25 protein-coding genes are annotated in these 26,205 nt (G+C 70.2%); 11 read left to right on the top strand and 14 right to left on the bottom strand.

Annotated elements, in window-relative coordinates:
- Positions 1-56 precede the first annotated feature (56 nt).
- A complete protein-coding gene (locus tag ACWEPL_RS00185; protein ID WP_363965325.1) occupies positions 57-761 on the top strand; it encodes a TetR/AcrR family transcriptional regulator in 705 nt (234 codons plus the stop codon).
- Positions 762-763: 2 nt separating this feature from the next.
- Here the strand turns inward: ACWEPL_RS00185 and ACWEPL_RS00180 are convergent, their stop codons facing one another.
- Positions 764-1,063 carry a hypothetical protein gene (locus tag ACWEPL_RS00180; RefSeq protein ID WP_452434410.1) on the bottom strand — a complete coding sequence of 100 codons (300 nt, stop codon included), beginning with the start codon at positions 1,061-1,063 and terminating at the stop codon, positions 764-766.
- Positions 1,064-1,502: 439 nt separating this feature from the next.
- Between ACWEPL_RS00180 and ACWEPL_RS00175 the strand changes: the two genes are divergently transcribed.
- From ACWEPL_RS00175 to ACWEPL_RS00165, 3 genes are all read left to right on the top strand, one after another.
- Positions 1,503-2,723: a cytochrome P450 family protein gene (locus tag ACWEPL_RS00175; RefSeq protein WP_452434409.1), complete on the top strand. Its 1,221-nt coding sequence runs from the start codon at positions 1,503-1,505 to the stop codon at positions 2,721-2,723.
- Between the two features lie 59 nt (positions 2,724-2,782).
- Positions 2,783-5,332: a polysaccharide lyase family 8 super-sandwich domain-containing protein gene (locus ACWEPL_RS00170; protein ID WP_452434408.1), complete on the top strand. Its 2,550-nt coding sequence runs from the start codon at positions 2,783-2,785 to the stop codon at positions 5,330-5,332.
- Positions 5,333-5,484: 152 nt separating this feature from the next.
- Positions 5,485-5,952 (top strand): PPA1309 family protein, encoded by a 468-nt coding sequence (locus ACWEPL_RS00165; RefSeq protein ID WP_452434406.1) that lies wholly within the window; start codon positions 5,485-5,487, stop codon positions 5,950-5,952.
- Here ACWEPL_RS00165 and ACWEPL_RS00160 read toward each other — a convergent pair.
- Positions 5,847-7,277 carry a hypothetical protein gene (locus ACWEPL_RS00160; protein ID WP_452434404.1) on the bottom strand — a complete coding sequence of 477 codons (1,431 nt, stop codon included), beginning with the start codon at positions 7,275-7,277 and terminating at the stop codon, positions 5,847-5,849. The genes ACWEPL_RS00165 and ACWEPL_RS00160 overlap by 106 nt on opposite strands.
- Positions 7,278-7,423: 146 nt before the next feature.
- Between ACWEPL_RS00160 and ACWEPL_RS00155 the strand changes: the two genes are divergently transcribed.
- Together ACWEPL_RS00155 and ACWEPL_RS00150 are read left to right on the top strand one after the other, a co-directional pair.
- Complete coding sequence (locus tag ACWEPL_RS00155; RefSeq protein ID WP_363965315.1) at positions 7,424-7,729, top strand: hypothetical protein; 306 nt, start codon at positions 7,424-7,426, stop codon at positions 7,727-7,729.
- Positions 7,726-8,217 (top strand): hypothetical protein, encoded by a 492-nt coding sequence (locus ACWEPL_RS00150; protein ID WP_452434403.1) that lies wholly within the window; start codon positions 7,726-7,728, stop codon positions 8,215-8,217. Before ACWEPL_RS00155 ends, ACWEPL_RS00150 begins: the two co-directional genes overlap by 4 nt.
- Here ACWEPL_RS00150 and ACWEPL_RS00145 read toward each other — a convergent pair whose 3' ends face one another.
- Both ACWEPL_RS00145 and ACWEPL_RS00140 read right to left on the bottom strand, forming a co-directional pair.
- Positions 8,218-8,682, bottom strand: coding sequence for a hypothetical protein (locus tag ACWEPL_RS00145; RefSeq protein ID WP_452434664.1), 465 nt, complete (start codon positions 8,680-8,682; stop codon positions 8,218-8,220). It lies immediately after the preceding gene.
- Positions 8,683-8,719: 37 nt separating this feature from the next.
- Positions 8,720-8,878, bottom strand: coding sequence for a hypothetical protein (locus ACWEPL_RS00140; RefSeq protein WP_363965311.1), 159 nt, complete (start codon positions 8,876-8,878; stop codon positions 8,720-8,722).
- Positions 8,879-9,010: 132 nt separating this feature from the next.
- On the opposite strand from ACWEPL_RS00140, the gene ACWEPL_RS00135 reads away from it, so the two are divergent.
- Positions 9,011-9,550: a dihydrofolate reductase family protein gene (locus ACWEPL_RS00135; protein WP_363965309.1), complete on the top strand. Its 540-nt coding sequence runs from the start codon at positions 9,011-9,013 to the stop codon at positions 9,548-9,550.
- 50 nt (positions 9,551-9,600) lie between these two features.
- On the top strand, positions 9,601-10,533 hold the full coding sequence (pip, locus tag ACWEPL_RS00130; protein WP_363965307.1) for a prolyl aminopeptidase: 933 nt from the start codon (positions 9,601-9,603) through the stop codon (positions 10,531-10,533).
- 44 nt (positions 10,534-10,577) lie between these two features.
- Here the strand turns inward: pip and ACWEPL_RS00125 are convergent, their stop codons facing one another.
- From ACWEPL_RS00125 to ACWEPL_RS00110, 4 genes are read right to left on the bottom strand one after another with little or no spacing between them, the layout of a single operon-like run.
- Positions 10,578-11,165 carry a GTP-binding protein gene (locus ACWEPL_RS00125; RefSeq protein ID WP_350722156.1) on the bottom strand — a complete coding sequence of 196 codons (588 nt, stop codon included), beginning with the start codon at positions 11,163-11,165 and terminating at the stop codon, positions 10,578-10,580.
- Positions 11,146-11,523, bottom strand: coding sequence for a DUF742 domain-containing protein (locus ACWEPL_RS00120; RefSeq protein ID WP_185077533.1), 378 nt, complete (start codon positions 11,521-11,523; stop codon positions 11,146-11,148). Before ACWEPL_RS00120 ends, ACWEPL_RS00125 begins: the two co-directional genes overlap by 20 nt.
- Positions 11,520-11,939 carry a roadblock/LC7 domain-containing protein gene (locus ACWEPL_RS00115; protein WP_185077532.1) on the bottom strand — a complete coding sequence of 140 codons (420 nt, stop codon included), beginning with the start codon at positions 11,937-11,939 and terminating at the stop codon, positions 11,520-11,522. Before ACWEPL_RS00115 ends, ACWEPL_RS00120 begins: the two co-directional genes overlap by 4 nt.
- Positions 11,936-14,281 (bottom strand): nitrate- and nitrite sensing domain-containing protein, encoded by a 2,346-nt coding sequence (locus ACWEPL_RS00110; RefSeq protein ID WP_452434402.1) that lies wholly within the window; start codon positions 14,279-14,281, stop codon positions 11,936-11,938. The genes ACWEPL_RS00115 and ACWEPL_RS00110 overlap by 4 nt, the downstream gene beginning before the upstream one ends.
- Before the next feature lie 560 nt (positions 14,282-14,841).
- Between ACWEPL_RS00110 and ACWEPL_RS00105 the strand changes: the two genes are divergently transcribed.
- The gene (locus ACWEPL_RS00105) at positions 14,842-15,723 is read left to right on the top strand and encodes a terpene synthase family protein (protein ID WP_452434400.1); all 882 of its coding nucleotides are present in this window, start codon (positions 14,842-14,844) and stop codon (positions 15,721-15,723) included.
- A gap of 17 nt (positions 15,724-15,740) precedes the next feature.
- On the opposite strand, the gene ACWEPL_RS00100 is transcribed toward ACWEPL_RS00105, so the two are convergent.
- A complete protein-coding gene (locus tag ACWEPL_RS00100) occupies positions 15,741-17,264 on the bottom strand; it encodes a prenyltransferase/squalene oxidase repeat-containing protein (RefSeq protein WP_363965300.1) in 1,524 nt (507 codons plus the stop codon).
- Positions 17,265-17,275: 11 nt separating this feature from the next.
- The gene (locus ACWEPL_RS00095; protein WP_452434398.1) at positions 17,276-18,637 is read right to left on the bottom strand and encodes a cytochrome P450; all 1,362 of its coding nucleotides are present in this window, start codon (positions 18,635-18,637) and stop codon (positions 17,276-17,278) included.
- Positions 18,638-18,934: 297 nt separating this feature from the next.
- On the opposite strand from ACWEPL_RS00095, the gene ACWEPL_RS00090 reads away from it, so the two are divergent.
- Positions 18,935-19,945 (top strand): polyprenyl synthetase family protein, encoded by a 1,011-nt coding sequence (locus tag ACWEPL_RS00090; protein ID WP_452434396.1) that lies wholly within the window; start codon positions 18,935-18,937, stop codon positions 19,943-19,945.
- Positions 19,946-19,970: 25 nt separating this feature from the next.
- On the opposite strand, the gene ACWEPL_RS00085 is transcribed toward ACWEPL_RS00090, so the two are convergent.
- A complete protein-coding gene (locus ACWEPL_RS00085) occupies positions 19,971-20,900 on the bottom strand; it encodes an aldo/keto reductase (RefSeq protein ID WP_452434394.1) in 930 nt (309 codons plus the stop codon).
- A 126-nt stretch (positions 20,901-21,026) separates the two neighbouring features.
- Between ACWEPL_RS00085 and ACWEPL_RS00080 the strand changes: the two genes are divergently transcribed.
- Entirely contained in the window at positions 21,027-21,572 is a 546-nt protein-coding gene (locus tag ACWEPL_RS00080) for a TetR/AcrR family transcriptional regulator (RefSeq protein ID WP_350722143.1), read from the top strand.
- Here ACWEPL_RS00080 and ACWEPL_RS00075 read toward each other — a convergent pair.
- The 3 genes from ACWEPL_RS00075 to ACWEPL_RS00065 all read right to left on the bottom strand — a co-directional run bounded on the left by ACWEPL_RS00075 (position 21,510) and on the right by ACWEPL_RS00065 (position 26,127).
- Positions 21,510-23,108 carry a wax ester/triacylglycerol synthase domain-containing protein gene (locus tag ACWEPL_RS00075; protein WP_452434392.1) on the bottom strand — a complete coding sequence of 533 codons (1,599 nt, stop codon included), beginning with the start codon at positions 23,106-23,108 and terminating at the stop codon, positions 21,510-21,512. The two genes, ACWEPL_RS00080 and ACWEPL_RS00075, sit on opposite strands and share 63 nt — an antisense overlap.
- A gap of 143 nt (positions 23,109-23,251) precedes the next feature.
- Positions 23,252-24,298: a sulfite oxidase gene (locus ACWEPL_RS00070; protein WP_452434390.1), complete on the bottom strand. Its 1,047-nt coding sequence runs from the start codon at positions 24,296-24,298 to the stop codon at positions 23,252-23,254.
- A 716-nt stretch (positions 24,299-25,014) separates the two neighbouring features.
- The gene (locus ACWEPL_RS00065) at positions 25,015-26,127 is read right to left on the bottom strand and encodes a serine hydrolase domain-containing protein (RefSeq protein ID WP_452434389.1); all 1,113 of its coding nucleotides are present in this window, start codon (positions 26,125-26,127) and stop codon (positions 25,015-25,017) included.
- Positions 26,128-26,205 lie beyond the last annotated feature (78 nt).

The raw sequence follows: 26,205 nt of genomic DNA, 5'->3' as shown, positions 1-26,205 counted from the left end.
CACGCCGTTCAATTCGTACACGGGGAACAGTAGCCCAACGCTGTAGACTGTCAAGCGTGGGTGATCAGACGACGATGACCAGGCGCGAGCGGCTGCGCGCGGAGACCACGGCGGAGATCAAGGAGATCGCGCTCAAGCTCATGGCGGCCGGCGGCCCCGACGCCATCTCGCTGCGCGCTATCGCCCGCGACATGGGCATGACGGCCGGCGCGATCTACAGCTACTTCGCCACCCGCGACGACCTGGTCACCACGCTCATCGCCGACCTCTACACGGCCCTGGTGGACCGGGCGGAGTCCGCCCGCGACGCCGTTCCCGCCGCCGACCCGGGCGGCCGCGTCCTGGCCTGGGCGCAGACCGTACGCGAGTGGGCCCTGGCCAACCCGCAGGGCTTCCGTCTCATCTACGGCGACCCGGTCCCCGGCTACCAGCCCCCGGAGGACAGCCCGGCGAACGAGGCCGAGCACCGGGCATGCCGGGGGCTCACGGGCCTGGTCGCGGCGGCCTGGACCGGGCCGGGCCCGGGCTCCTACACCTGGTCCGACTTCGACCCCGGCCTGGCGGCGGACATCCGGGCCACGTTCCCGGACCTGCCGCCGGACGCGGTGGCGCTCACGCTACGGGTGTGGGGCCGCATGCACGGCCTGGTCGCGCTGGAGATCTACGGCCACCTGCGCACGCTCACGCGCGATCCGGCCGCGATCTACCGCGACGAGATGATCGCCCTGATCACGTCCCTCGGCCTGACCCCGCCCGCCTGACCTCAACGGGCGTCGGTGGGGACCGCGGCCGTCATCTCCAGGACCTCCGGCGTGATCACCGGGCCGTCCCCGAGCCGGATCGCGTCGATGCGGCTCTTCACCTGCCCGTCGACCGGGTCGACGGCCTCGAAAGTACGCCGGTCGAGGTCGTCGGGAAAGCTGAGACGAAAGACGCCGAGCCCTTCTTCGATTTCGTAGGAGTGGTCATCGACCTTTCGATAACCGTGCTCCACGGGATCGCCCGTCGGGCCGAAGGCGTCCGCCAGAACGGCCGTGACGTTCGGCGAGGCGGGCAGCGGCAATCTGTTGATTCGCCTCGACGACGCGTCCCAGCGGAGCATTTGCTGTTGCCCGGCCCGCTATCTGGACCAGCTGACGAGCCGGCCGTTCTCGTCGATCCGGGCGCTCGAGCCGCCGCACAGCACCACCGCCAATGTCGATACGGCGACCAGCGCCCGTGACGTGGCCGCGCCGCGCTGCTCGCGCTCCGCAGTCGCCGCAACGGCCCCCCGAGACCCTGCCGTCCTGCTCCCGGTCCGCGAGTGGGCCTCAGGCGCAGACCATCCCCTCACCCGCGCCCGCCGGGCGGCCGAGAGCCCGTCGTTCTGAACGTCCGACCAGCACGGTCGAACGCAAGGTAACCATCACGTCACTGAACACCGGCCCCTGTTGTTTCTTGATCACTGCGGATATTTGATGGGACGGCTGGTCACTTACCGACTTACTCCCTAAGGGCGGCAAATGACAACGAACCTCCCCTCGTTCCCCGCCGTGGACGAGAACCCGCTCGACACCTGCATCCGGTTCCGGGAGATCGCTCCCGTGGTCGAGGTGGAGTTCCCAGGGGGTGTGCCCGCCTACCTGGCCCTGACCCACAAGGCCGTACGGGAGATCCTCGCCGGCGACAACAGGACCTTCCTCAGGGATCCCCGGCACTGGCCCGCCCTGCACGACGGATCGATCCCCGAGGACTGGCCGCTGCGCGCCATCATCCAGGGCGGTCACCTGTCCACCATGGACGGCGACGACCACAGGCGCCTGCGCGGTCTGATCAGCAGCGCGTTCACGCCGTCCCGGGTGCAGGCGCTGGAGCCGCGGATCCAGCAGATCATCGATGAGCTGCTCGACGAGGTGGTGGCCGCCGACGACGGCGTCGACCTGGTGCCCGCCTTCACCGAGGCGCTGCCGATGTGGGTGATCTGCGAGTTGTTCGGCATCCCCGCCGAGGACCGGCTCCGCCTGCGGAACTGGACCTCCACGCTGCTCGCCCACACCACCCCGCCGGAGGTGGCGTTCGCGACGCAGAACGACCTCCAGGCCTTCCTGCACGAACTGGTGGAGCGCAAGCAGCGGGAGCCGGGCGACGACCTCACCTCCGGCCTGGTCCAGGCGCGCGACGAGGGCGACAAGCTCACCACCGACGAACTGGTCGGCGTACTGTGGATCATGCTCGTCGCCGGCCACGAGACCACCGTCCACCTGCTCGGGTACGCCATCGTGGCGCTGGCCCGGAATCCCGATCAGCTCGCGCTGGCCAAGGCGGGGGAGCGGTGGGCCGACGTGGTCGAGGAGACCGTGCGCTACCGCCACTCGGTGATGATGACCAGCTTCCGTTTCACGGCGGAGGACGTGACCGTCGCCGGGGTGCACATCCCCAAGGGCCAGGCCGTGGGCGTGGTCTACCAGGCGAGCGGCGTCGATCCGGTGGAGTACGGGGAGAGCGCGAACGCGTTCGACATCACCCGCGAGCAGACCGGGAACCTCGGCTTCGGCCACGGCCCGCGCTACTGCATCGGGGCGCCCCTGGCCCGGCTGGAGAGCCGGCTGGCGCTCGCCACGCTGTACCGGCGGCTGCCGGGGCTCAGCCTCGCGATCGACCCCGACGACATCCCGTACTCCCCGTCGTTCTTCACGATCGGCCCGCTGTCGCTGCCGGTCAACCTCGGTGTCGCTCAGCCCTGACGTGCCGCCGGGCTGGGAGCATGGATTTCGCCTCCCTGGCCCGGCGAAAGGGATCATGTATGGTGAGCCCGGCATATCCCCCCAACGGCCTGGAGCTCGCCGTGCCGCACATGTCCCGCCGCCAGGTTCTCTCCCTGCTCCCCGCCGCCGGTCTGCTCGCCGCGGCCGGCCCCGTACGCGCCGCCGCGGGGATCGACCACGCGCGGCTGCTCGCCAACACCGTGGCAATCTTCGCGGGCACCCCGGAGGTCAACGCCCGGCCCGAGGTCGCCGGCAAGCTCGCGTCGATCACCGCGACCGCCCGGCAGCGGCTGACCGCCATGGACCAGGCGGGCACCGGGGAGCTGTTCGCCGGACTGAGGCTCGGCACCGACGACGCCAACCTGCGGCTGGCGTACCAGTACCTGTTCGAGATCGCGCTCGCGACCCGCACGCCGGCCGGGCAGCTCGACGGTGACACCGCCGTCCAGCGGCGGGTCCTCGACGGTCTGCAGTGGTTGCACGAGCGCTACTACGGCGATCAGCCGGCGGGCTACTACGGCAACTGGCACAACTGGGAGATCGGCATCTCCACCCATGTGAGCAGGACCCTGGCCCTGCTGGCCGACCGCGTACGGGAGGACCGGCCCGACCTGACGGCGACGTACATCGCCTCGATGGACGCCTACCTGCGCAACGGCAAGAACGGCGACGTCGACCTCGACTCGCGCTTCCACACCGGGGCGAACCTGGCCGACATCACCGCCAACCGGATCGTGCAGGGCGCGCTCACCGGCGACGACGCCCGCGTCGGCAAGGCCATCTCCGACCAGGCCACCGTCTTCGCCACGATCGACCCGTACAACCTCCAGCACGGCAACACCGACGGCTACTACCGCGACGGCTCCTTCATCCAGCACCACTCGGTCGCCTACACCGGTTCCTACGGGAAAGCCCTGCTCACCCGCGTCGTCCAGACCCTCAAGACCCTGGAGGGCGCCACGAGCGGCGGCACCTCCGAGGATCTGGCCGGCGTGGTGTACCGCTGGGTCGCCGACGGCTTCGCCCCGCTGATCTTCGAAGGCTGGATGATGGAGATCGTCAAGGGGCGGGCGGCCTCGCGCACCACCACCGGCTACGCCGACGTCGGGGTGGTCGTGGAGGCCGTCGCCGACCTGGCCGACCACGTCGAGGGCGCCGAGGCCCTCGCGCTGAAGAAGTACGTCAGGTTCCTGCCGGCCGCCGACACGGCCGCCTTCGTCTCCCCGGTCAGCGTCGCCCGGTACGCGGCCATCCGGGCCGACTCCGCCATCCCGGCCGCCGACCTCAATCCGTCCGCGCGCTGCGTGGCGTTCAACTCCATGGACAGGACCGTTCACCGGCGGCCCGGCTACGCCTTCGCCCTGGCGCGCAGCTCCGAGCGGATCAGCAAATACGAGTACATGAGCGGCGAGAATCTCATGCCCTGGTTCCAGGGTGACGGCGCGTACTACCTCTACCTCGCGGGGGAGGACCAGCGCGAGGTGTTCGGCGTCGACTACTACACGGCCGTCTCGCCGTACCGGCTGGCCGGGATCACCGCGCCGGTGGAGGAGCGGCGCACGGTGCCCGAGCTGTACGGCCGGCTCTGGTACGAGAACCCGGGCCACCCGCTGAACTTCACCTCCTCCTCGGAGTCCCAGAACACCTACGTGTACTTCCCCAAGGCCGGGAACGTCTTCTCCGGCGGCGCGACGCTCGGCGCGTACGGCGCGGCAGGGATGGTCCAGTCCGACGACGCCGCCTACACCGCCAAACAGGCGGGCATCCTGCCCGACGACTTCGTCGCCTACCGCAACGCCCGCGCGACCAAGTCCTGGTTCATGCTCGACGACGAGATCGTGGTGCTGGCCGCGGGCGTCTCCGGTGAGGGCGGCCGGGCCGCGGTGACCACCGTGGACAGCCGCATCGCCGCCCCGGGCGACGCGGTCGCGCTCACCGGCGAGAGCTGGGGCGGCCGGGCCTGGCAGCCGGGCGACACCACGCCGCCGCGCTGGCTGCGCTACGCCAACGGCACCCGCGCCACCGCGATCGGGTACGCCTTCCTCACCCGGCAGACCGTCGCGGCCGGGCTGGAGACGGTGACCCGCAGCCGCCGAGTCGTGCGCACGTCCAACCCCGACACCGGCGTGACCAAGAACGTCTTCACCGCCTCGATCGCCCACCCCGCCACCGGCGCCGTCCCCGGACTCGCCTACGCCCTGGTCCCGAACGCGACCGAGGCCCGCCTGCGCCGCTACGCGGACGGCCCGCTGACCGTCCTGGCCAACGACCGGCACGTGCAGGCCGTCAGGCACAAGGCGCTCGGGATCGTCGCCGCCAACGTCTTCTCCGACGGCCCCCGCCACGCCGGGCACCTGATCGTCGACGGCCCCGCCTCGGTCATCGTCAAGTCCGGCGAGCGCACGGTCGTCGCCCTGTCGGACCCCACGATGAAACGCGACCGCGTCAGCGTCGTCCTGACCGGCGCGCCCCTCAGGCTGGAGGCGGCCGACGAGGGGGTGACGGTACGGCGCGTGCCGGGCGGCACCCTCGTCCAGGCGACGACCCGCCACTCCCACGGCCGCACCTTCACCGCCACCCTGCGCTGACGCTCCTCTGTCGCGGATCGGACTTCGTCAGGGGCTGCCCACCAGCCCCTTATGGTGATCACGGCGGCCGAAGGAGCGCCGGTAGGCGGCGGGCGTAGTGCTCGAAACGGGCCGCGCTTTTCCTCTCGTCCCCCGAGGGGGATGATGCCTTCGTGGCTGGTCGCGACGCGTTGACGGCCGCGGTGATCGCGGCCGGGCGCGACGCCGCCGGTGAGGGATGGGACGGGGCGCACCGCATGTACGCCCTGACCGACCGCGACACCTATCTCGGGGTCGCCTACCCCCTGGACCCGCTGGATGAGGTGCCGCCGGACGCCCTCCTGGCCATCTCCCTCACCCCGCTCGGCCCGGGCGATCTCGGGACGGAGCTGGCCAAGGTGACCTGGCCGGACGACGTGCACGGATGCGTGCTGGTGACCGAGGTGACCGTCGTGACCCGCCTCGGCAGACGGCGGCGCGGCAAGAGCTTCGGCGTACGCCGGGCGCGGCTCGCGGTCGGCGTGTTACGCGACGGCTACCACCTGTCCCTGCTCAGGTTGCGGGACGAGGACGAGTGGCGCGTCTGCCCCGATTCGCTGTCGACCGACGGCCTGGTGACGGCCTTGGCCGGGACGTTCTGATCGGCCGCGCTCCTGAGGATCACGCGCCATCCGGAACGGCCGGGGGAGTGGACCTCGTCGATCCGGACGTTGTCCGAGCCGATCATGACGCCGCGGCCGTCCGGTACGCGCTCGGTCCGGCCGCCGTGGCCCTGGACGGCGTCGGCCGCCGGCCTCTTCGCCGTGACGAGCCGCGTCAACATCGCGCCCAGGTCCCGGTCGGTCATCCGGCCCGCGGGGTCCCGGTACATCTGGCCGATCGCCCGCATGGCGCCGTCGTTCTCGGCCAGGGCTCGTGCGAGCAGCGCGTCGGGGCGTTCGAGGCGGTAGTGGAAGTGGTTGTTCTGGACGTTGCCCCGGCCGACCACGACGCCCTCGGAGCGGCGTACCACGATCTCGCCGCCGGGACCGAGGACGCCCGACAGGCGGACGCGCTTCGGCACCGACCTCGCGGTGACGGCGTCGTCGCGGGCCATGACCCTGGTCGCCTCCTTGCCGAGGAGGGAGCGCATGGCGCGGTTGGCGCGGGCGCTGGCGGGGTTCTCGACGAGGTTGGCCAGGGCGCGTTCGTGGGCGGGTGTCGCGGTGAGGACCTCCGCCAGGGAGATCGGGCGGTCGGCGAGCCGGTAGTGGAAGTGGTTGTGCTGCCGGTTGCCCGAACCGACCACCACGCCGCAGGAGCCGCTGATGTCCACCCTGCGGGTCCGCTCGCCCAGCAAGGTCTCCTTGACGGTGACGCCGTCCGCGGACTGCCGCCCGACGGTCAGCACGTTCTCCGCCGCGGCCGGCGACGCGGCGCTCTTCGGTAGCTCGGTCTCCGCCGCGGCCGGCGATTCGGGGCCTTTCGGTAGCTCGGTCTCCAGCGAGGCCGGCGACTCGGCGCCCGTCGGTAGCGTGGTCTCGCCTCGTACCGGCTGCCGCTCACGCTCCGGCCGCGAGCCCGGCACCTGGGCGATGACCGTCTCCACCCGTCTTCTCAGGCGCGACGCCTTCGCCGAAGGCGTGTCCTCCCGCAGGAGGACGGCCGCCAACGGGTGCCGCGCGGGCTGCCGCCGCAGCTCCGCCTCCAGGCTCTTGATCTCGGTCAGGAGCTTCCGTGCCCGAGCGGACCGGCTCGGCGACGGCGCGCGCTCCTCCAGCCCGCGCACGGCCGCCGTGAGCCGGTCGAGCTCCGCGGCGATCTGCTTGCGCCGCTCCTCGAGGCGTCGTGCCGCCTGCTCGTTCGCCGTCACGCCGAGCGGCGCCGGGTCCGGCCGGGCCTGCGCGGACAGCGACTGAGCCGCCGGCTGGGCCCGCTCCTCCGAGCGTGCCGCCGGTCTCCTGGAATGTCCCCTGTACGCGCCCACGCCGACTCGCCCCCCTGGCCTGCTCCACATTTCTCTCGCGCGCCGCCCGCCGTCAAGGCGATAACCCTGGCCACCACGTATCGGAAAGGTCTTAACAACCAGCCCCGTATAGGCATCGATCATGGTCCGGGCGAATGATGCGAGATATGAAGTGGCGGGTGCTGATGTGGACCGCCGTGGCGGCCGGGGCGGTCGTCGCGGCGGGGCTGGGCGCGTACGTCGCGGTGGCCGGGATGGACAAGGCGGCGGGACCGGCCGGGGTGATCGCCGCGTTCTGCGAGCTGGCCGCCCTCACGCTCGCCGTCACCGGCTGGATCCGGCAGCGGCAGGCACCCGGGAACGGTGAGCGCGAGGCGCGGACGCCGCCCGGCTCCGGGGCCGTGGTGCACATCCAGGAGGGGAAGGGCGTGCAGATCGGTGACCACAACGAACAGACCAACAACTTCGGATGATCCCGCAGGGGCTGTTCGCTGGGACGGCGTCGACCCTGAGCCGGTGGATGGAGCGGGAGCGGGTGCTGGAGGCGCTGGCCGGCATGGTGGAGGACGACGGCGGTGTGGTGATCGCCAATGACGGTTGCCTGGCGCGGCCGATCACCGCCTGGCAGCACGCCATCGAAGAGGTGCAGCACCGGTTCCTGGGCCCGCTCCCCGAGACAGGTGCCGGGACGCCGGCCAGGTCGCATGCGGCGGTGCTGGCTGATTCGCCGTTTGCCCACGTCGCCCGGGAGGCCCATGAATTCGAGCGGTCGTGGACAGCGGAGCGGATCATTGGCTACCTGTATTCGACGTCGCTGCCGCTGCGGCGGCTGCTCGGTGATCGGCGGCCCGCCTTCGAGCGGGCGATCGCCGAGGCCCTGCTCGCAGCCGACCCCACCGGCCGGTTCCTCGAACCGGTGCGCCTCGAAGTGCTGCTGGCCCGGAAGAGGCCCTTGGGCTGATCAGCGCGGCGGTACGGCGGCCACGGCGAGAAGGTGGGCACTGACGTTGATCATCAGAGGGTCCTGCTCGGCGACGCGGGCGCACTGGAGCGCCGCGTCCACAAGCTGATCGAGTTCGCGTTCCCCGGCGACGTCCAGAGCAGGCCAGGCAGGCCCTTCGACTCCGTACACGTGCACGTCCTTCAGCCCCGTGCTCTCCAGTTCGGCTCTCAGCTCGTCCGCGGTGTGGAAATGGGTGGGCATGAAGCCCACGTGCCCGTCGTAGTCCCCGGTGGCGATGACCTGCCTCACCGCGGGCGCCATCTCCGTGGTGAGCCGTCCTGTCGTGCCGGTCTCCAGGAGCGACAGGTAGCGGCTGATGGCGGCGGCCACCACGAGGCCTCCCGGACGCAGCACCCGCCGGGCTTCGGCGAGCGCCTGGGAGCGGTCGGCCGCTTCGGTCAAGTGGTAGAGAGGGCCGAGCAGCAGGACGACGTCCGCGCTCTGATCCGGGGCACGGAGCTCACGGGCGTCGCGGTGACGCCGGGCAGGGAGGCCGCGTCAGCGTGCGCCTCAGCAGCTCTTGGGTACGCCGGTACTCCAGCATGCCGTGCGGCGATCTCGTGAGGCGTGTGCTCTCGGAGGTCGCCTTCGTGTAGTGCTCCACAAGCTCGATGGTCACGGGATCCATGGTGCCAGCGGGGATCCGGCGGAGGCGCTGTCGCTTCTGTACAAGATGCGCGCGTTCCTCGCTGCCTATGCTCTGAGCACGCCGAACGGGGCGAACACCCTCCAAGACGCAAGGAACGGAACCATGGCTAAGATCATTTCGAGCTTCTTCATCTCCCTCGACGGCGTGGTCGAGTCGCCCGACCAGTGGCACTTCCCGTACTGGAACGACGAGATGGGCGCCGTCGTCGAGGCGGGCATGCAGAGCGCGGCGGCGATGCTGATGGGCCGCAAGCTGTACGACGAGTGGTCCGCGTACTGGACGTCGGCGGAGAGCGACAAGGAGATCGCCGCGACCTTCAACGCCCTTCCCAAGTACGTCGTGTCGAGCACCATGGAGAAGGCGGACTGGGAGAACACCACCGTCGTCAACGGCGACGTCGCCGCCAGGTTGCGCGAGCTCAAGGAGCGGGTCGACGGCGACATCCAGATGTCCGGCTCCGCGACGACCGTGCGGTGGCTGCTGGCCAACGGGCTGCTCGACGAGCTCAACCTGCTCGTCCACCCGATCGCCGTCGGCCACGGGCAGCGGCTGTTCGAGGACGGCCCGACCCACGCGCTGAAGCTGGTCACGTCCGAGACGTTCGAGACCGGCGTGCTCAACCTGCGCTACGAAGCGCCTTGAGGACGGTCACGGCGCCGTCCCCAAGCCCGGCGGGCATTACCTTGGCGCCTATGTATTCTCCGATCGAAGCGTACGACCAGGGCATGCTCGACGTGGGCGACCGCAACCAGGTCTACTGGGAGGTGAGCGGCAACCCGGCGGGCAAGCCGGTGTTGATCGTGCACGGCGGCCCCGGGGGCGAGTTCTCGGCCAACTGGCGGCGCTTCCACGACCCCGAGGTGTACCGGATCGTCCTGTTCCACCAGCGGGGGTGCGGGCGCAGCACGCCGAACGCCGGGCTGCCGGAGACCGACCTGTCGGTCAACACCACTCAGCACCTCATCGCCGACATGGAGCTCCTGCGGGCGCACCTGGGCATCGAGAAGTGGCAGCTGGTCGGGGCCTCGTGGGGCTCGACCCTGAGCCTGGCCTACGCGCAGCGGCACCCGGAACGGGTGAGCGAGGTGATCCTGATGGCGGTCACCGCGAGCCGCCGCAAGGAGATCGAGTGGATCACCCGGGACGTGGGACGGGTCTTCCCCCAGGAGTGGGAGCGCTTCCGCGACGCAGTGCCGGAACAGGACCGTGACGGGAACCTGGCCGCGGCCTACGCCAGGCTCCTGGCCGACCCGAGCACCTGCGAGAAGGCCGCCCGCGACTGGTGCGACTGGGAGGACACCCACGTGAGCCTCGACCCGCAGTACCAGCCGAACCCGCGCTTCCAGGATCCCGTCTTCCGGATGACGTTCGCGCGGCTGGTGACCCACTACTGGGGCAATGACTGCTTCCTGCCGGAGAAGGGCGACCTGGTGGAGCAGGCTCACCTGCTGAAGGGGATCCCGGGGGTGCTGGTCCACGGCAGGCTCGACGTGAGCGGGCCGCTCGAGACCGCTTGGGAGCTCCACAAGAGCTGGCCGGGCAGCGAGCTCGTGGTCTGCGGCGAGGGACACGGCGGGAGGGACATGGTGGCGGAGGTGGTCGCCGCGACGGACCGTTTCCGCTGAAAAACCCCGGGAGGCGCCCCTGATGAACGGGCGCCTCCCGGGGGCTAGCTGCCGACCGGTTCGGCGCGGAGCCGGGCCGAGTGTTTGACCAGGGCGATCAGGACCTCGCGGCTCGAGTCCTTCTTGCGGGCGTCGCACATGATGATGGGGACGGAAGGGCTGAGCTGGAGCGCCAGCCGTACCTCGTCCAGCTCGAACGACGGCGATCCCTCGAAGCAGTTGACGGCCACCACGAACGGCGTCCCGCGCCGCTCGAAATAGTCGACCGACGGGAAGCAGTCGGCCAGGCGCCGCGTGTCCGCCAGGATGACGGCCCCCAGCGACCCCTCCGCCAGCTCGTCCCACACGAACCAGAAACGCTCCTGGCCGGGTGTGCCGAACAGGTACAGGACGTAGTCGTTGCCCAGCGTGATCCGGCCGAAGTCCATCGCCACGGTGGTCGTGCGCTTGGCCTCCACCGAGGAGATGTCGTCCACGCCTATCCCGCGGTCGGTCAGGACCTCCTCGGTGCGCAGCGGCCGGGTCTCGGAGACAGCGCCCACCATCGTCGTCTTGCCCGCGCCGAAGCCGCCCGCGATCAGGATCTTGATCGCCGTCGGCAGGCGCGGACGCTCAGAGCGAGCGAAGACCATCGAGCACCGCCCTGTACATCTTCATGTCGTGCATGTCCACCTCGGATTGTGGTTCCTGGGCAGAGACGAGTTCGCGGTCGAACAGGTCGCCGAGCAGCACCCGGATCGTGCCGGCCGGCAGGTCGAGGTATGCCGCGATCTCGGCGACCGACTTCGGTTCGCGGCAGAGCTGGATGATGCGCAGGTGCTCCGGGTCGAGCCCGGCGTCGGGGCCCGGCGGCGGGCCCACCGCGAGGGCCATGGAGATCAGGTCGAACCGGCCGTGCACGGGCTGCGTACGGCCACGGGTGACCACGTAGGGCCGGATGATCTCCGGATCCACCCAGTGCTCATCCGTCGGTTCGTCCGCGCCTCTCACCGGTCGCTCCTGGCGACGGCCTCGGCGTTGCGGGCGCCCGAGGTGAGGTACTGGCCGACGCGGGCCACCATCATCGCCATCTCGTACGCGACCAGCCCGATGTCGGCGTTCTGCGCGCACAGGACGGCCAGGCAGGCGCGCTCGCCCGCCGTGGTCACGATGAGGAACTGGTTCTTCCACTCCACGACCGTCTGCCGCACGGAGCCGCCGGAAATGTGGTCCGAGACGCCTTTCGCCAGGCTCTGCAGGCCGGAGGCGACGGCGGACAGGTGCTCGCCGTCGGTCCGCTGCAACGCGGCGGAGGAGGCCATCAGCAAGCCGTCGGACGACAGCACGATGGCGTGCTCGACCTCCTTGACACGGCCGACGAGGTCGTCGAGCAGCCAGTTCAGGTCGGTGCCGGAGGTAGGGGTCATGCCTCATCTCCAGACTGCTCATCCAGCATCTTGGCGGCTTCGGTGCGGCCAAGACGGGTGCCTGACTGCAGAGATCCCATCATCGCGCGGATCTCCTCCGGCGAGCGCTCGTCATCGTCCTCCTCGAAGTCGGGCTGCGTGGGCGTGTCGTCCCGCAGCGCTGGCGCCAGGTTGGCCTGGGGCACCCGGAGGGGCAGCCCGTTCGACGTGAACTCGGTCACAGGCTTCTGCTCCGGTTCGGCTGGCGTTTCGGGTTGTGTCTCCACAGCGGTGATCGGGCGGGCAGGCTGGGGGACCGGCGTCGGCGCCGGGACCGGCATCGGGCGTGCGGGCTTGAGCGTCCGCACGTTCTCCCCGGTGACCGGCCGCGACGCGGTGGCCGCCCCGGTGGCCGCCGCGGCCACCGCCGTCGTCCGGCGCGGCAGCCGCTCCCGCCGCCCGCCGTCCTGCGGTTCGGGCGTGGGATCGAGCTGTACGAGCTCCTGCGGCAGCAGGACCACGACCGTCGTCCCGCCGTACGGCGACGCCTTGAGCACCACCTGGATCTCGTGGCGCTTGGCCAGCTGGCTGACCACGTACAGGCCCAGCCGGGCGGTGCCGGTGATGCGGAACTCGGGCGGGTCCGCGATGCGCTCGTTCGCGGCGTCCAGGTCCTCGGGCTTCATGCCCAGGCCCCGGTCCTCGATCTCGATCACGTACCCGTTGGCCACGAGCTGGCCGCTGACCTGCACGTTCGTGTAAGGGGGCGAGAACGACACGGCGTTCTCGATCAGCTCGGCGAGCAGGTGGATGACGTCACCGACGGCGCGGCCGACGAGCACCACGTCGCCCATGGGCATGAGCGTGACGCGGGTGTAGTCCTCGACCTCGGCCAGCGCGCCGCGGACGACGTCCACCATGGGGACCGAGCGGCGCCACGTACGGGCGGGGGCCGAGCCGGACAGGACGATCAGGTTCTCCGCGTTGCGGCGCATGCGGATGGCGAGGTGGTCGAGCCGGAAGAGCTCCTTCAGCTCCTCGGGGTCGGTCTCGCGGCGCTCCATGACGTCGAGCACGGTGAGCTGCCGGTGGACCAGGCCCTGCGTCCTGCGGGCCAGGCTCAGCAGGATGTCGCGGATACTGCGGCGCAGCTCGGCCTGCTCGGCGGCGACGCTGACGGCGGTGTGCTGCACGGTGTTGAACGCCTGGCCCACCTGGCCGATCTCGTCGTCACCGAAGTCCAGCGCGGGCACCTCCTTGGCCAGGTCGACGTCCTCGCCGCGGCCGATGCGCTCGACGACTCCGGGCAGCCGGTCGTCGGACAGCTCGTGCGCGGCGTCGCGCAGCTTCTGCAGCTGGGCGAGCAGGTCGCGGGCCGTGGTGATGGACAGGATGATCGAGGCGATGACGGCGATGAGCCCGAGACCACCCGCCAGGACCAGCCGGACGATCACGTTGACGGCGACGGGCACGATCCGGTCCACCATGCGGTCGCCCGCGCCGAGCACCATGCCGTTGAAGTCGGTCAGGAAGCGTTCGGTCGCCGACTTCCACTCGTCACCGGTGAACGGCAGGTTCAGAGCGGCCGGGTCATGCTCCATGACCTGCGTTTCCATGGTCTGGAGCTGGACGAACGGCCGGCTCTTGGTCAGCCTGTCGTAGGCGGCCCTTTCGGAATCGGGCAGTTCGGATGCGGCCTGTCCGGCGACGATCCGCCAGGCGCCCACGGCCTGGCTGAACTGTGCCTGGTCGGCGGGAGTCAGCCGCCCCTCGGCGAGCGCGCCGGCAAGCAGCGCGTCCTCCCGGGTGAGGAGCTCGCTGGCGCGGCTCAGAGTGATGAGGGTACGGACGTCCTTGGCGACCTCCTTGTCGTCGAGCGTCGCCATCGACCCGTAGAGACGGTCGATGGGGTCGATGACGTCGTTGTACTCGGTCATCACCTGTACGCGGTCAAGCTTGCCCGCGTCGATGGCCTTGCGTATCTCCTTGACCGATTCGAGCTGCTTGAGCAGGTCGGCGAGCCGCTTCTCGCCCTGCTCGTCCAACGCCAAGCTCACCAGACCGGCGTTGACCGACTCCTGGAAAGCGGCGATGACGCGGTCGTTCTGCTTACGCTGTGTTTCGAGCTCTTTGCGGGTTTGGGGGGTCTTCTCGCTCAGCCTCACGACCGAAAGCCGGCGCTCTTTTTGCAGGCCGAAGAGCACCGGGTCGCTGGGGGTCGCAATGGCGGAGTCGAGTTGGGAGACCCACAGGAGGTTGACTCCCTCACGGAGGGTGACCCACGCAGCGAAGACCCACAAGGCCGCCAGGGAGAGCAGCAGAGCCGTGATCTTGGTCCGCAGCCCCGTCTTGCGGAAGCGCATTATCATACCCACCCTGTGCAAGTCATATCTGGTCTGCCGGACACCTTACGTGCGGCGAGGTTACATACAGTATCGATCAAGGAACTCTAGCGCACTCGCAAAGCGCCTCTCAAGAAACATTAATCACAGATGTCAGGTTCTGACAGCCTATTAGTCAATTTTTCACCCAAAGATGTGGAGTGTCGGTATGCACCGCAAGTGACCAGTCCTACCTGCAGTCATTTCGGCATTCGTAACAACCTCGCAGGCCGTCTTCTTGGCCAATCACAGCGGCCGGCGGGCTCGCCACGGCTGGGCCGCGCCCCTACACCTCCGCGGCGAGGGCAAGACCGATGCCCGCGACGCCGCCGTCATCGCCGACCGAGCCCCGATGCGCCGGCCTGGCTCCCGTCCTCCGCGATCGGGTGCCTCGGGGCGCGGAGCGGCGGGTCGGAGTGTGCCGTGGGCGCCGCCCGCGTTGTGTCATCTCAGTCGCGGTGTGATCATTAACCGATTCCGAACAATGCGCAGTTTCCAACCCTGGTATCCCTTTTGGCTGGGAGTACCTGACAGGAGCCGTCATGAGCCCCTCGCCGTCCCTCCCTGACGAGCTTTCGTCCGATGCCCTGTCCGCCCGCGCGGCGGAATGTGCCCGGGACCTTCGCAGCACCGCCGCGTGCTACCCCGAGCTCTTCGACACCGGTGAGTTCGCCGACACCCCTGGTCAGATCGCGAACATGATGGTCTATGGCACCCCGCGCCATGACCCGGGCGTGCTGCGGGGTCCCTCCCGGCTGGCGTTCTGGATTTTCCCGCTCGACGCGGCCATCGACCGTGATGCGACAGAGCGATCCCAGGTGCAGGCCATCGTCGAGGAATGCAAGGACGTCATCGCCGGCGACGACCCGCGTACGCCCCTGGCCCGGCTGCTCGCTCACATCCGCGACGACCTGGCTCACGCGCCCGCGTTCGGTCGGCTGGGACCGGTGTGGCGCACCGAGTTGGCCGCGATGCTCGATGCGATGGCGCGGGAATGGGATTGGAAGACCGCGGCCCGGCAGACCGGCGCCGCACCCACCGTGCAGGAGTACCTGGGTAATGCGGCGAACTTCGGCTCCACCTGTGTCGGGGTCTCCCGTTTGATCAGCACCGACGAACCGGAAGCCGCTCGCGAGCACCTGCCGGCGATCATCGACGCCGCCAACGCGACTCAACGGGTCATGCGCCTGGTCAACGACCTGCGCACCGTCAACCGCGACCGCCAATGGGCGGACCTGAACGCACAGATGCTCGGGCTCGACGAGCACGCTCTGCGGGAACTGATCGCCGAAGAACGCAAGGCATGTGACCCGGCGCTGGACCGGCTCGCGCAGTCCTGTCCGGGCGTGGCAGAAGATCTTCGCCGCCAGATGATGATCACCTGGGGCTTCTACTTCGACGGCGGTGATTTTTGGACCGTCTGAGCCGGAGCTCATCGGAGCTAGACCGCCTGCGCCCGGGCCTGACGGCTGAGGTGCGACGACGCGATCACCGCGGCGCGGGTCACGGCGCGGGGGACGTACAGGTCCTTGTCGTGCCAGAGCGGGGGGTGGTCGTCGCCGGTCGAGCGTGACAGGTATTCGTGACCCCGATCCGCCGCACGGATATGCCGCGGATCCGTACGTCCTCGGGTCAGCAGCAGGATCTGCATCGCGTACGCGGTCTCCTCCGCCGTGCCCTCCCAGCGGCCCCAGGAGCCGTCCGGCCGCTGAGTCTCCAGCGTCCACTCGGCGGCCGCGCGCACCGCCTCCCGCGAGACCTCCCCGCCGAAGGCGTCGAGCGCCAGCGCGCAGCTGACGGTGGCGTAGTACGGCGACGCGTGCCACCGGTCCGTCCAGTTTCCGTCCGGACCCTGGCAATCCCGGATCCAGGCGGCCAGCTCGGCGATGGTCTCGTCGTAGCGCGGTGCGGCGGCGGGCCTGCGGCGGACGTACTCGCCGAAGGCGTCCAGCACGTGCGCGTTGACGCTGACCGAGACGCCCTGCTCGCCGGGCCAGGTGGAGAAGTGGGTGCCGGAGCGGAACCCCCACAGGCTGTCCGGTTCGTGCGGCGCGCCAAGCAGCGCCAGCGCGTACAGAGCCACGGACGTCGTGTCGGCGTCGGCGGGCAGCCCGGATCCCGCGGGCGTGCCGGCCGGACCTATGGCCGCTCTGATGTCGGCCACCATCTCCGGCGGCACCTCGACGGGCACGCCCGCCCGGAGCAGCCAGCTCAGCACCCAGCCTCGCTCGAACACGGTGATGGGCAGCCCGACGGGCACGGGGCCGCCGTACAACCGGACCACCGCCTCCAGGTGTCCGCGGGCCGGCTCGTGCGCGTCGGGTCCCCCGCCCTCGCCCAGCCAGGCGGCGGTCGCCGCGGGCGAGGCGCCGACACTGCCGATGGGCGTGGGCCGGATGCCGGGCGCTCCGGCGGCCTCGTCGGCCGCGATCTCCAGGGCGTGGAGCAGCTTCTGCGGCACCTCCATGCCGGACTTGACCCAGGATCTGACGGCGTGGAGCGTGTCGTAGCTCATGGCCTCGGGCAACGGAATCGGCGCCCGGCCCGGTAAGCCCTCGACGTGCTGGTTGATGCGGTCGACGAGGGAGGGGACGATGTGCTCGATCGCCGGCATGTCGGGCAGCTCGAGCGGGCCGCTCAGCCAGGTGGCGAGCACCCGCAGGCCACGGTCCGCCGCACCCGCCAGGCGCTCGCCGTCCGTGTCCAGGTCCCCGCGCGTCAAAGCGGAGAGAATCCCCTCGGTGGCGCTCAAGGTCGGCACCACGCCGTACCCGTCGGGTGCGCCCCAGGCGCCGTCCTGCCGCTGGGTGTCGATCAGGTACTCGATGCGTTCCAGGTGGCCGGTCAGCCAGGGGGCGAGCGAGACCAGCCGGCCGGTTTCGTAGACCGAGGGCGAAACCTGCCCCCACGGCCTGAGCATGAGGCTCTGGACGAGTTCTTCCGCTGCCGCGGTGCTGTCCGCCATTTCGCCGATGCTCACGCCGCACGATTCCGTTCGACCGGGTGCAACTGGAGGAAGAGCTTCTCCTTGGGCCGCAAGGTGGCTCCCCCCACCAGGGGCGTCAGCTTCTGCGGGTAGGGCAGCGCCGGCCGGTACCTGGTGAACAGGTTGGCGATCAACAGAGATGCCTCGATATAGAACAGGTGCTGGCCGAGGCAGACGTGCGGCCCCGCGCCGAAGGGGATGAACGAGTAGCGGTGCCGGCGTTCGGACCTCTCGTTGTCCCAGCGCTCGGGGTCGAACTCCGTCGGCCGGGGCCAGAACTCCTCCAGCCGGTGGGTGGCGTACGGGCTGACCAGCACCTGCGAGCCGGCCTTGATCCGGACGCCGCCGATCTCCGTGTCCGCCACGGTCTGACGGGGGACGACCCAGGCGCTCGGGTAGACCCGCACGAGCTCCTGGAGGACCATGCGGAGATACGGCATCTCGGCGACGTGCGACGGCCGCACCGGGCCGCCGCCGATCACCCGGTCGATCTCCTCCTGCAGCCGGGCGTTCACGTCCGGGTGGTCGTCCAGCACGGCCCACAGCCACATCAGCGACATCGCCGTGTTCTCCGAAGCGGCGCCGTAGACGTTCACCAGGTCGTCGCGGATCTGCCGCAGGTCGGCCTTGCCCTCCTTCTCGAGCCTGGCCGCGAGCAGCGCCGAGACGACCTCCTTGCTCTCCTTGCCCGCAGTGTCCTCGCGCTGCGCCCGCTCGATGAGGGGGTTGATGATCTCGTGGATCTTCCTCGTGGATCGCAGGAAGGCGCGGTCGCCCGGGACCCTGATCGAGTACGGCGCGGAGGGGAAGAGCATGCGGAAGCCGATCGAGCTGGCGCACGTGGCGAACTCGGGAGCCAGCCGTTCGGCGGTGTCACGGGTGATCCGGCCGCCGAACAGCAGGTTGATGACGGCCTGGTTGACGATCGAGGTCATCTGGTGCTCGACGTCGATCGGGCGGCCCGTCAGCGCGTAGTCGTCGAGCTCGACGATGCGCTCGGCGATGATGTCGGCCATGTCCTCGGCCAGTACGGCCGTGTAGCGCGCGGTGAAGAGCGGCTGGAGGATCTTCCTGGCGGATGCCCAGGCTTCACCCTCGCCCATGATGCTCTGACCGATCAGGCGCTGGAGCGGCTGCCAGAACATGCCCGCGCGCACGAAGTTGGTCCAGTCCGTCTTGAACACCTGCTGGACGTGGTCCGGATGCGAGATCAGGTAAGGGCGGAAGGGGCCGAGGTCGAGCCGGACGACCCGCCCGGCGGCGTCGGTGCCCATCCGGGCCAGTTCGATGGCGGGGTTCCTCACCAGCCGGGGGATGGCCCGGTAAAAGGGAACGACTTCGGGCTTGGTCACGGACGTTCCTTGGCGTGCGGCATGGCTGCGCTCCCGGATCTAGGATGCGATCTCTGCAAGGCGGACATTTATCGCGAAAAAAGTGATTTATAATAAATTGTCCGATTTGTCGTTATTTGGGAGGGGGTGGCGGTTTGCCTGTCGCGCGGGGCGGCCTCCATCGCCACGAGTGCTTCCTCCATCGCGTACCGTGTCCGTCTCACGCCGTGGACATTTCCTGACAAATGTCAATCGATGGGTGGAGTATCACATGCTTGTGCATGTAGATTCAAGATCGTACCGGGGTAGGAGCACCGTTTGAATCTCAGCCATCCCTTGGGCGGCGGCGCTGTGGCCCGCTGCCGGGGTCTGCTCGAACCGGCTCTCCGCGAGGCTGTCTCGGTCCTGCACCCGGGGGGCGCCCGGATGGCCGCGTTCGCGCTGGGCTGGTCGGATGCCGACGGGAGGCCGCACCAAGGCGACGGTGGCAAGGGTGTGCGGCCCGCCATCGCGATGCTCAGCGCCGAGGCCGTGGGCGGCACCGCCGAGTCGGCCCTCCCGGCGGCGGTGGCGGTGGAACTGGTGCACGCCTTCTCGCTGGCGCACGACGACATCATCGACCACGACGAGCGGCGGCGGCACCGGGAGGCGCTCTGGAAGGCCTACGGGGTCGGGCCGGCGCTCCTGACCGGCGACGCCCTCCTGGCCCTGGCCGTCGGCCAGCTCGCCGGACGGCCCGAGGCGATGACGTACCTGTCGAGGGCGCTGATCGAGCTCGTCAACGGGCAGACCGCGGACATGGCCTTCGAGAACCGGCCGTGGCGCGGGCCCAAGGCGGTCACGATCGCCGAATACACGGAGATGGTCGCGGGCAAGACGGGCGGCCTGCTGGCGGCCGCCGCGGCGGCGGGGGTGGCCCTGGGCGGCGCTCCCGAGCTGGGCGACCTCATGTGGAAGACCGGGCGCGATCTGGGGGTGGCGTTCCAGATCGTCGACGACATGCTGGGCATCTGGGGCGAGCCGCGCGTCACGGGCAAGCCCGTCTACTCCGACCTGCGGCGCGACAAGAAGACGTTCCCCGTCCTCGCGGCCCTCGCCGCCGACCACCCCGCCGCCCGCGAGCTCTCCGACCTCCTCGCGGAGGGGGTCTCGGACGAGGACTCCGTGCACCACGCCGCCCGCCTCGTCGAGGAGGCCGGCGGCCGGGCCGCCGCGCAGGCCCAGGCGGAGCGGTACGTCGCGGCGGCGGTGGCGGTGATGGACGACCACCTGCCGGACGCCGCCGACCTGCGCGCCCTGTGCGTCTCCCTGGCGGACCGCGCCCGCTGACCGCAGGCACGGCCCGTCGGATGCGTCAGGCTTGGGAGGCCTCGTTCAGGAGGGCGAGCTCCTCCTCCGTCAGGGTCAGCTCGGCGGCCGCCAGCAGCGGCTGGAGCTGCGTCACGTCCCGGGCGCTGGCGATCGGGGCCGTGATCGTCGGCTGGGCGGCGAGCCAGGCCAGCGCCACCGTGGCCGGGGCCACCTCCTGCTCGGCCGCCACCTTGAGCAGCGCCTCCAGCGCCCGGCGCCCGTGCTCCTTCTGCAGGTACTCGGCCGCCATCCCGGCCCGCGGGCTGTCGATGGTCACCCCGGGCGCGTACTTGCCGGTCAGGAAGCCGCGCGCCAGCCCGAAGTACGGCGTGCTGGACAGCCCCTCCCGGGCCACCACGTCCCGCAGCTCGCTCTCGTAGCCGCGCTCGACCAGGTTGTACTGCTGCTGCAGCGCCACATACCGGGTCAGCCCCTCGTCACTGGAGGTCTTGAGGGCCTCGGCCAGCCGGTCCGCGCCGTAGTTGGACGCGCCGACGTACCGGATCTTGCCCTCGTGGACCAGCGCGTCGAACGTCGCCAGCGACTCCACCAGAGGCGTGTCGTGGTCGTCCACATGTGCCCAGTAGAGGTCGATGTAGTCGGTACGCAGCCGGCGCAGCGAGTCCTCGACCGCCGTCCGGATCGTCGCGGGGGACAGCCCGGTCAGGCCCTCCAGCATGCCGACCTTGGTGGCGAGCACGAGCGAGTCACGGTTGCGGCGCACGTGCATCCACTCGCCGATGATCATTTCTGACGTGGACTCGCCGGTCACCCAGTACGGGTAGACGTCGGCGGTGTCGATGAAGTTGCCGCCGCCCTCGACGTACGCGTCCAGGACGGCGAAAGAGGACTCCTTGTCGGCGGTCCAGCCGAAGACATTCGTACCGAGCGATATCGGGAAAACGGACAGCTCCGTGGTGCCTATCGATCTCATTCCGCCATTATCCGCACCTCCCTTGAGCAGGCCCGATGGCACCCCCTCGATCGGCGCCGGGTGGACACGGGTGTCTCGCTTCCGCGGGATGGCGGGGCGGTCGCGGGTGACGCTATGGTGCGAGCTGTGGTGATCGGTGACGCGCGCACGCGCATCCTGGACGCGGCCGAGGAGCTGTTCGCGGGCGGCGGCTATGAGGCCACCCCGACCGCGGTCATCGCGCGGCTCGCGAAAGTGCCCAAAGGGCTGATCTTCCACTACTTCCCGCGCAAGATCGACGTGCTGGTGGCCCTGGTCGACGAGCGCACGCTGGTCGAGGAGGGGCGAGAGGTCGACGCCGTGCCGGGCGATCCGGCGCGGACCCTGTCCAAGCTCGCCCGCGGCCTGCCGCTGCGGGCCTCGCCGGCGATGCGGCGCATCCTGTTCAGGGAGGCCGACACGCACGGCTCGGTCAAGGAACGGCTCGGGCGGCTGAACGGCGAGCTGATCAGGCGCTCCAGGTTCGCGCTGGAGCTGGCGCTGCCCGGGGCGCGCGGGGACCTGGCCCGGCTGGAGGTGGCGGCGGCCACGTTCGCCGCCGTCCTGCTCTACCAGGAAAACCTCTGCCAGCTAACGGGCCACCAGATCGATCCCGACGCCGTCGCGGAACTCATCGCCCACTCGCTCGTCTAGCAACTCGTCCAGCGCCGTGCGCAGGTGGCCGAGCAGGCCCCACACGTCGTCCATCCGCTCGGGGCAGGCCACGATGCCGAAGTCGAGCATGCCGTCGTAGGAGAAGCAGGTGATGTTGAGGCCGCCGCTCACGTCGGTCAGCACGGACAGCGGGTAGTACGACAGCACCCGCCCGCCGCACAGATACAGCGGGAACTGCGGGCCCGGAACGTTGCTGATGATGAGGTTGATGGGCGGGAACGCCATGCCCGCCAGCCGGAAGATCGCCGGGGTGGCCAGGCTGGTGAGAGGGGCGGGAAGCACCGAGCACAGCTCGCTCAGCCAGGTCGCCGGGGCCAGCGCGAAACGCCGCTTGGCCCGGCCCATGACGGAGCCGACGGCCTGCAGCCGCTCCTTGGGGTCGGGGACGTTCGTGGGCATGGGGGCGACCATGGCCGAGATCTGGTTGCCGACCAGGTCCTTGGCCCCGGCCGTACGGATCGCCACGGGCACGGCGACGATCAGCGGGGCCTCCGGCAGCGCGTCGCGCTCGCGCAGCCATGACCGCAGGGCCGAGGTGCACAGGCTCATGACGATGTCGTTGACGCTCATGTCGTGGGCCTTGGCGACGTTCTTGACGTCCTTGAGCGACAGCGAGCCGAACGAGAGGTGGCGGCGGGCGCTGATCGGGCCGTTGAACGGGGTGCGGGGGACGGTGAGGCTGGGCAGCTCGGGGCGGTCGTGCCGGTCGCCGGCGACCAGCCGCGCGGCCTTGGCGATCAGCTTCGCGCCCGGGATGCCCGCCGCCAGCGGGATGGCGTCGAGGTCCTCGGCCGCCCTGACGACCGACTGGACGGCCCGCACGGGGTGGGTCGCCGTCCGCATGGCCGCCCCGGCCAGCATCGCGGCCAGCCCTGGGACGCCCTCGGGGGCGCGGGTGCCGTTCGTGGCGTGGACGGGGGCGGGTGCCGGGCGGGTGTCGTTCGCGACCTGGACATGGACGGCGGCGGGCGTCGGACGGGGGCCGGAGCGGCGGAGGCGGTCGGCGCTCGCGGTCGGGATGTCGCGCCTCTTGAGGTGGCCGTCCGGGGTGAGATCGAGCAGGGTGGCGAGCGTCTCCGCGCCCGAGACGCCGTCGATGGCGGCGTGGTGGACCTTGGTGTAGACGGCCACCCGGCCGTCCACCAGCCCGTTGATCAGGTGCATCTCCCAGAGCGGGTGCGCCCGGTCCAGCCGCCGCGCGTGGATCTCCGCCACCGCGTCCGCGAGCTGCCAGTCGTCCCCCGGAGCGGGCAGCGTCAGCTCGAACAGGTGGTTGCCGAGGTCGAACGCGGGGTCCTCCGCCCAGTACGGATGGTCCAGCCCGAGCGGCACCGCGGCGAGCCGGAGGCTGAGCGCGGGCGACAGGTGCAGGCGTTCGAGGAGGAGCTCGGCCAGCGCGGCCCTGTTGACCGCGCCGTCGGCCGGGTCGAGGATCGCCAGCCCGGCCACGTGAGCGGCGGTGGTCGCGGTCTCGACATTGAGGAACTGGGCGTCGAGTGCGGTCAGCTGGCGCATCTGCTCTCCTTTTTCCCGTGATCTGTGCAGCGTCGCACGATGGGATTTCTGGAAGGTTTCCGCGCGAGTCTTTCAGATGAATTCAGGTGCGCCGTGCCGGCTTTTAGTGAATGTCCAGCTCAGCCTCGGTCGGTGACAATTACCTATCCATTGACCACGTCGACGGGGTGCCGTACGACCGCGTCGAAGTGGTACCCGAACGGATGACGCGGCGTGACCAGGGGTTGGGTGGCCCCGCTCTCGTCGGTGGCGCGCGCCATGAGCACGTACGCCCCCGTGCGCCGGGGGGCCCATGAAATGTGCCATGGCAGCCAGGCGCTGACCAGGTGCTGCCCGTGGTGCTCGGCCGGCCGCCAGCTCAGCCCGGCGTCGAAGCTGACCTCCACCCGGACGATCCTGCCCTGTCCCGACCATGACCGTCCGCGCACGATGTGCGGGCCGGAGCGGGGCAGGCGCGCATTCCAGGCGAGTTCGAACGCGCTCTTCACCGGCTGCGTCGTGACGTCCGGGTAAAAGACCGTGTTCCATGGCGTGAAGAGCTCTTTCGTTGAAACTTCTATTTCACCCAGCCATTTGATCGATGCTATTCCCACCCATCCCGGCACCACCAGCCGCACCGGAAATCCGTGGTCCGGCGGCAGGCGCTCGCCGTTCATTTCATAGGCGACGAGGACGTCGTCCATGGCCTTGTCGATCGGCAGCGGCCGGCGTACGTGCCCGTACCCCTCGAACGGCGCGTCCAGCCCCGTGGGCAGCACGTCCACTGCGCTCGGCAGCACCCCGGCCTGCTTGAGCAGGTACTTCAGCGGCACCCCGCGCCACCGCGCGACACCGATCGCCCCGAGCCCCCACTGCGTGCCGGGCGCGGCCTCGTGCTGCTGCGTGCCGTAGAAGCGCCGCCCGTTCCCGGCGCACTCGATGGCCACGTCGAGCGTGCGGGACGGCATGGCCCGCAGCTCGTCGTAGCCGAACTCACGCGGACATCGAACGCCCGCCCCGTGCACCAGGAGGCGCCAGGTGGTGACGTCGATGATCGGCGTGGCGGTGTGGTTCCGTACGAAGAAGCGGTCGTTCGGAGTGTGGTAGCCATGCCCCGACATGGCCTCCCACCGCATCTCCGCGCTCGCACCGTGCACCCTGAACAGGTGGTCGGGCAGCGGCTTCACGATCGTCGCCAGTGCTTGCTTCATGGACACCGCCTCCGTAAGAGCTATTTCCTACCTGTAAACCATTTAATCCCTTCACGCTGTCCTGTGGCGCCCCTCGTTGCCGAATTCTGTCCGACCGGTACGGGAACGTTCCACTCCTCCACCCCGCCCCTTACCCTCAGCCGCCGCTCCCACAACGAGCCCCGGCGCCGCTCCCACCAGCCCACACACCCGCCCGTTCGCACGCGTCCATTTCGCCCGCGTCCGCCCGCGCCCGCCCGCTCGGATCCGGCCGCCCCGCACCCGCCCGGCTCGCGTCCGGCCGCCCCGCATGCGCCGTCCCGCGTCCGCTCAGCTCGCGTTCGGTCAGCTCGCGTCCGGTCAGCTCGCGTCCGGCCGTCCCGCGTCCGCAGGCTCGCGTTCATCGCTCCGCGTCCGGCCGTCCGGCGCCCGGTCAGCTCGCTGGGGCCGGAGGTGGCGACGTGCGAGAGGCACGGGCGGCGGGCCGGTGTCGCACGGGTGTTGGCTGGCTGCGCTCTACAGGCGGCGAGTCGCGCCTCCTCGTCGGCTGGATCGGGCCCGGCCGGATTTGGCTCGGCTGGATCGGGCCCGGCCGGATTTGGCTCGGGTGGATGGGGCCCGGCCGGATTCGGCTCGGGTGGATGGGGTGCGGTGTCGCCTGGGTGGGCGCCGACTCGGTGGGCTCCCGCTTCGCGGGGGCGCGTGTGCTCACCTGGGTGGCAGGCAGGCGGTCGGTCCTACTTGCCGGGGCAGAGGACGGCCTTCGCCGTCTGGTTGATGGCTCGGCCGATGGCGGCCGGGTCCTGGGTGTTCGTCGTGGTGGACGTCGCGAACTGGATGCGGCCGTCAGGGGAGCTGAAGGTGACGGAGGTGAAGCTGGCGGTGCCGCCCGCGATGACCCGCAACTCCAGCTCGCCTCCGCACAGGGGCGGCTGGGAAGGGGCGTTCTCCGGCGGATCGGTGAGCAGCTTCTGCAGCGTCGGCGGGAGGAGTTTGCCCTGGCCGAAGGCGCGGTAGAAGGCGCTGATGTCGCGCGAGGTGGAGATCACGCCTCCGGAGCCGTTCCCGTAGCTCGCGTTGAGCCGGTCCATGTCGTGCACCTGGCCTTGGTCGTCGGTGCTGTAGCCGTGCCCGTGCGGGCCCTCGATGCCCTGCGGCGGCTTGACCGCCAGGTACGTACGGCTCATCCCGAGCGGGACGAAGAGCCGGCGGGCGAACTCGGAGGCCAGCGAGCGGCCGGTCACCTTCTCGATGATCATGCCGAGCAGCGTGTAGTTGGAGTTGGAGTAGGAGAACTTCTCGCCAGGCTCCCCGGTGCGCGGCTGGCTGCGTGACTTCTTCACCAGGTCGATTGGCGGGTAATAGGTGGTGAAGTCGTATATGTCGACCAGATCGGGAGCGAACCAGTTCGGGATGCCGGACGTGTGCCGGATGAGCTGCCGTACCGTGATCTCGTCGGCCCGCTCCACGATGTCCTGGCTCGCCACCTCTGGCAGGAGATCGCTCAGCTTGTCCTCCAGCCCCAGCCTGCCCTCCTTGACCAGCTGGAGCGCCACCGTCCCCGTCAGCAGTTTGGTCTGCGACCCGATCCGGTAGCGGGAGCCGGCGGGGATGCGCCCGCCCTTGCCGTTGAGCAGCCGCGAACCCGCCGAGCCCTGGCCGACGCGCTTCCCGTCCACGTACACCTCCCCGATCGTCGCCACCACCCCGCTGGTCCGGGCGAGTGCGTCCAGGGCCTGCTGCACATTGGCTACCTCGGGGGTGGCGGCGGTCGCGGGCGTGGCGGCGGCGGCGAGCGTCAGCATCGCGCAGGCCAGACCGGCGAGGCGTGCCGTAATGGCGTGATTCATGGTGATGATCCCTTCGTGATGTGCGGGATCCTTTGTAGGGCGGGGGGTGTTTCCTGACCGTTTCCGCCGGGGGAGGGT

The sequence above is a fragment of the Nonomuraea sp. NPDC004186 genome (genome assembly GCF_053603495.1).
The sequence above is the reverse complement of the archived record's forward strand: the minus strand, read 5'-3'. Positions and strand labels throughout refer to the sequence as shown.

What these genes read in the sequence shown, in the direction of transcription:
- ACWEPL_RS00175 (WP_452434409.1), top strand. Translation starts at nt 1,503, where the DNA reads ATGACAACGAACCTCCCCTCGTTCCCCGCCGTGGACGAGAACCCGCTC.
- ACWEPL_RS00170 (WP_452434408.1), top strand. Translation starts at nt 2,783, where the DNA reads ATGGTGAGCCCGGCATATCCCCCCAACGGCCTGGAGCTCGCCGTGCCG.
- ACWEPL_RS00155 (WP_363965315.1), top strand. Translation starts at nt 7,424, where the DNA reads ATGAAGTGGCGGGTGCTGATGTGGACCGCCGTGGCGGCCGGGGCGGTC.
- ACWEPL_RS00150 (WP_452434403.1), top strand. Translation starts at nt 7,726, where the DNA reads ATGATCCCGCAGGGGCTGTTCGCTGGGACGGCGTCGACCCTGAGCCGG.
- ACWEPL_RS00135 (WP_363965309.1), top strand. Translation starts at nt 9,011, where the DNA reads ATGGCTAAGATCATTTCGAGCTTCTTCATCTCCCTCGACGGCGTGGTC.
- pip (WP_363965307.1), top strand. Translation starts at nt 9,601, where the DNA reads ATGTATTCTCCGATCGAAGCGTACGACCAGGGCATGCTCGACGTGGGC.
- ACWEPL_RS00125 (WP_350722156.1), bottom strand. Translation starts at nt 11,165, where the DNA reads ATGGTCTTCGCTCGCTCTGAGCGTCCGCGCCTGCCGACGGCGATCAAG.
- ACWEPL_RS00115 (WP_185077532.1), bottom strand. Translation starts at nt 11,939, where the DNA reads ATGACCCCTACCTCCGGCACCGACCTGAACTGGCTGCTCGACGACCTC.
- ACWEPL_RS00110 (WP_452434402.1), bottom strand. Translation starts at nt 14,281, where the DNA reads ATGCGCTTCCGCAAGACGGGGCTGCGGACCAAGATCACGGCTCTGCTG.
- ACWEPL_RS00105 (WP_452434400.1), top strand. Translation starts at nt 14,842, where the DNA reads ATGAGCCCCTCGCCGTCCCTCCCTGACGAGCTTTCGTCCGATGCCCTG.
- ACWEPL_RS00100 (WP_363965300.1), bottom strand. Translation starts at nt 17,264, where the DNA reads ATGGCGGACAGCACCGCGGCAGCGGAAGAACTCGTCCAGAGCCTCATG.
- ACWEPL_RS00085 (WP_452434394.1), bottom strand. Translation starts at nt 20,900, where the DNA reads ATGAGATCGATAGGCACCACGGAGCTGTCCGTTTTCCCGATATCGCTC.
- ACWEPL_RS00075 (WP_452434392.1), bottom strand. Translation starts at nt 23,108, where the DNA reads ATGCGCCAGCTGACCGCACTCGACGCCCAGTTCCTCAATGTCGAGACC.
- ACWEPL_RS00070 (WP_452434390.1), bottom strand. Translation starts at nt 24,298, where the DNA reads ATGAAGCAAGCACTGGCGACGATCGTGAAGCCGCTGCCCGACCACCTG.
- ACWEPL_RS00065 (WP_452434389.1), bottom strand. Translation starts at nt 26,127, where the DNA reads ATGAATCACGCCATTACGGCACGCCTCGCCGGTCTGGCCTGCGCGATG.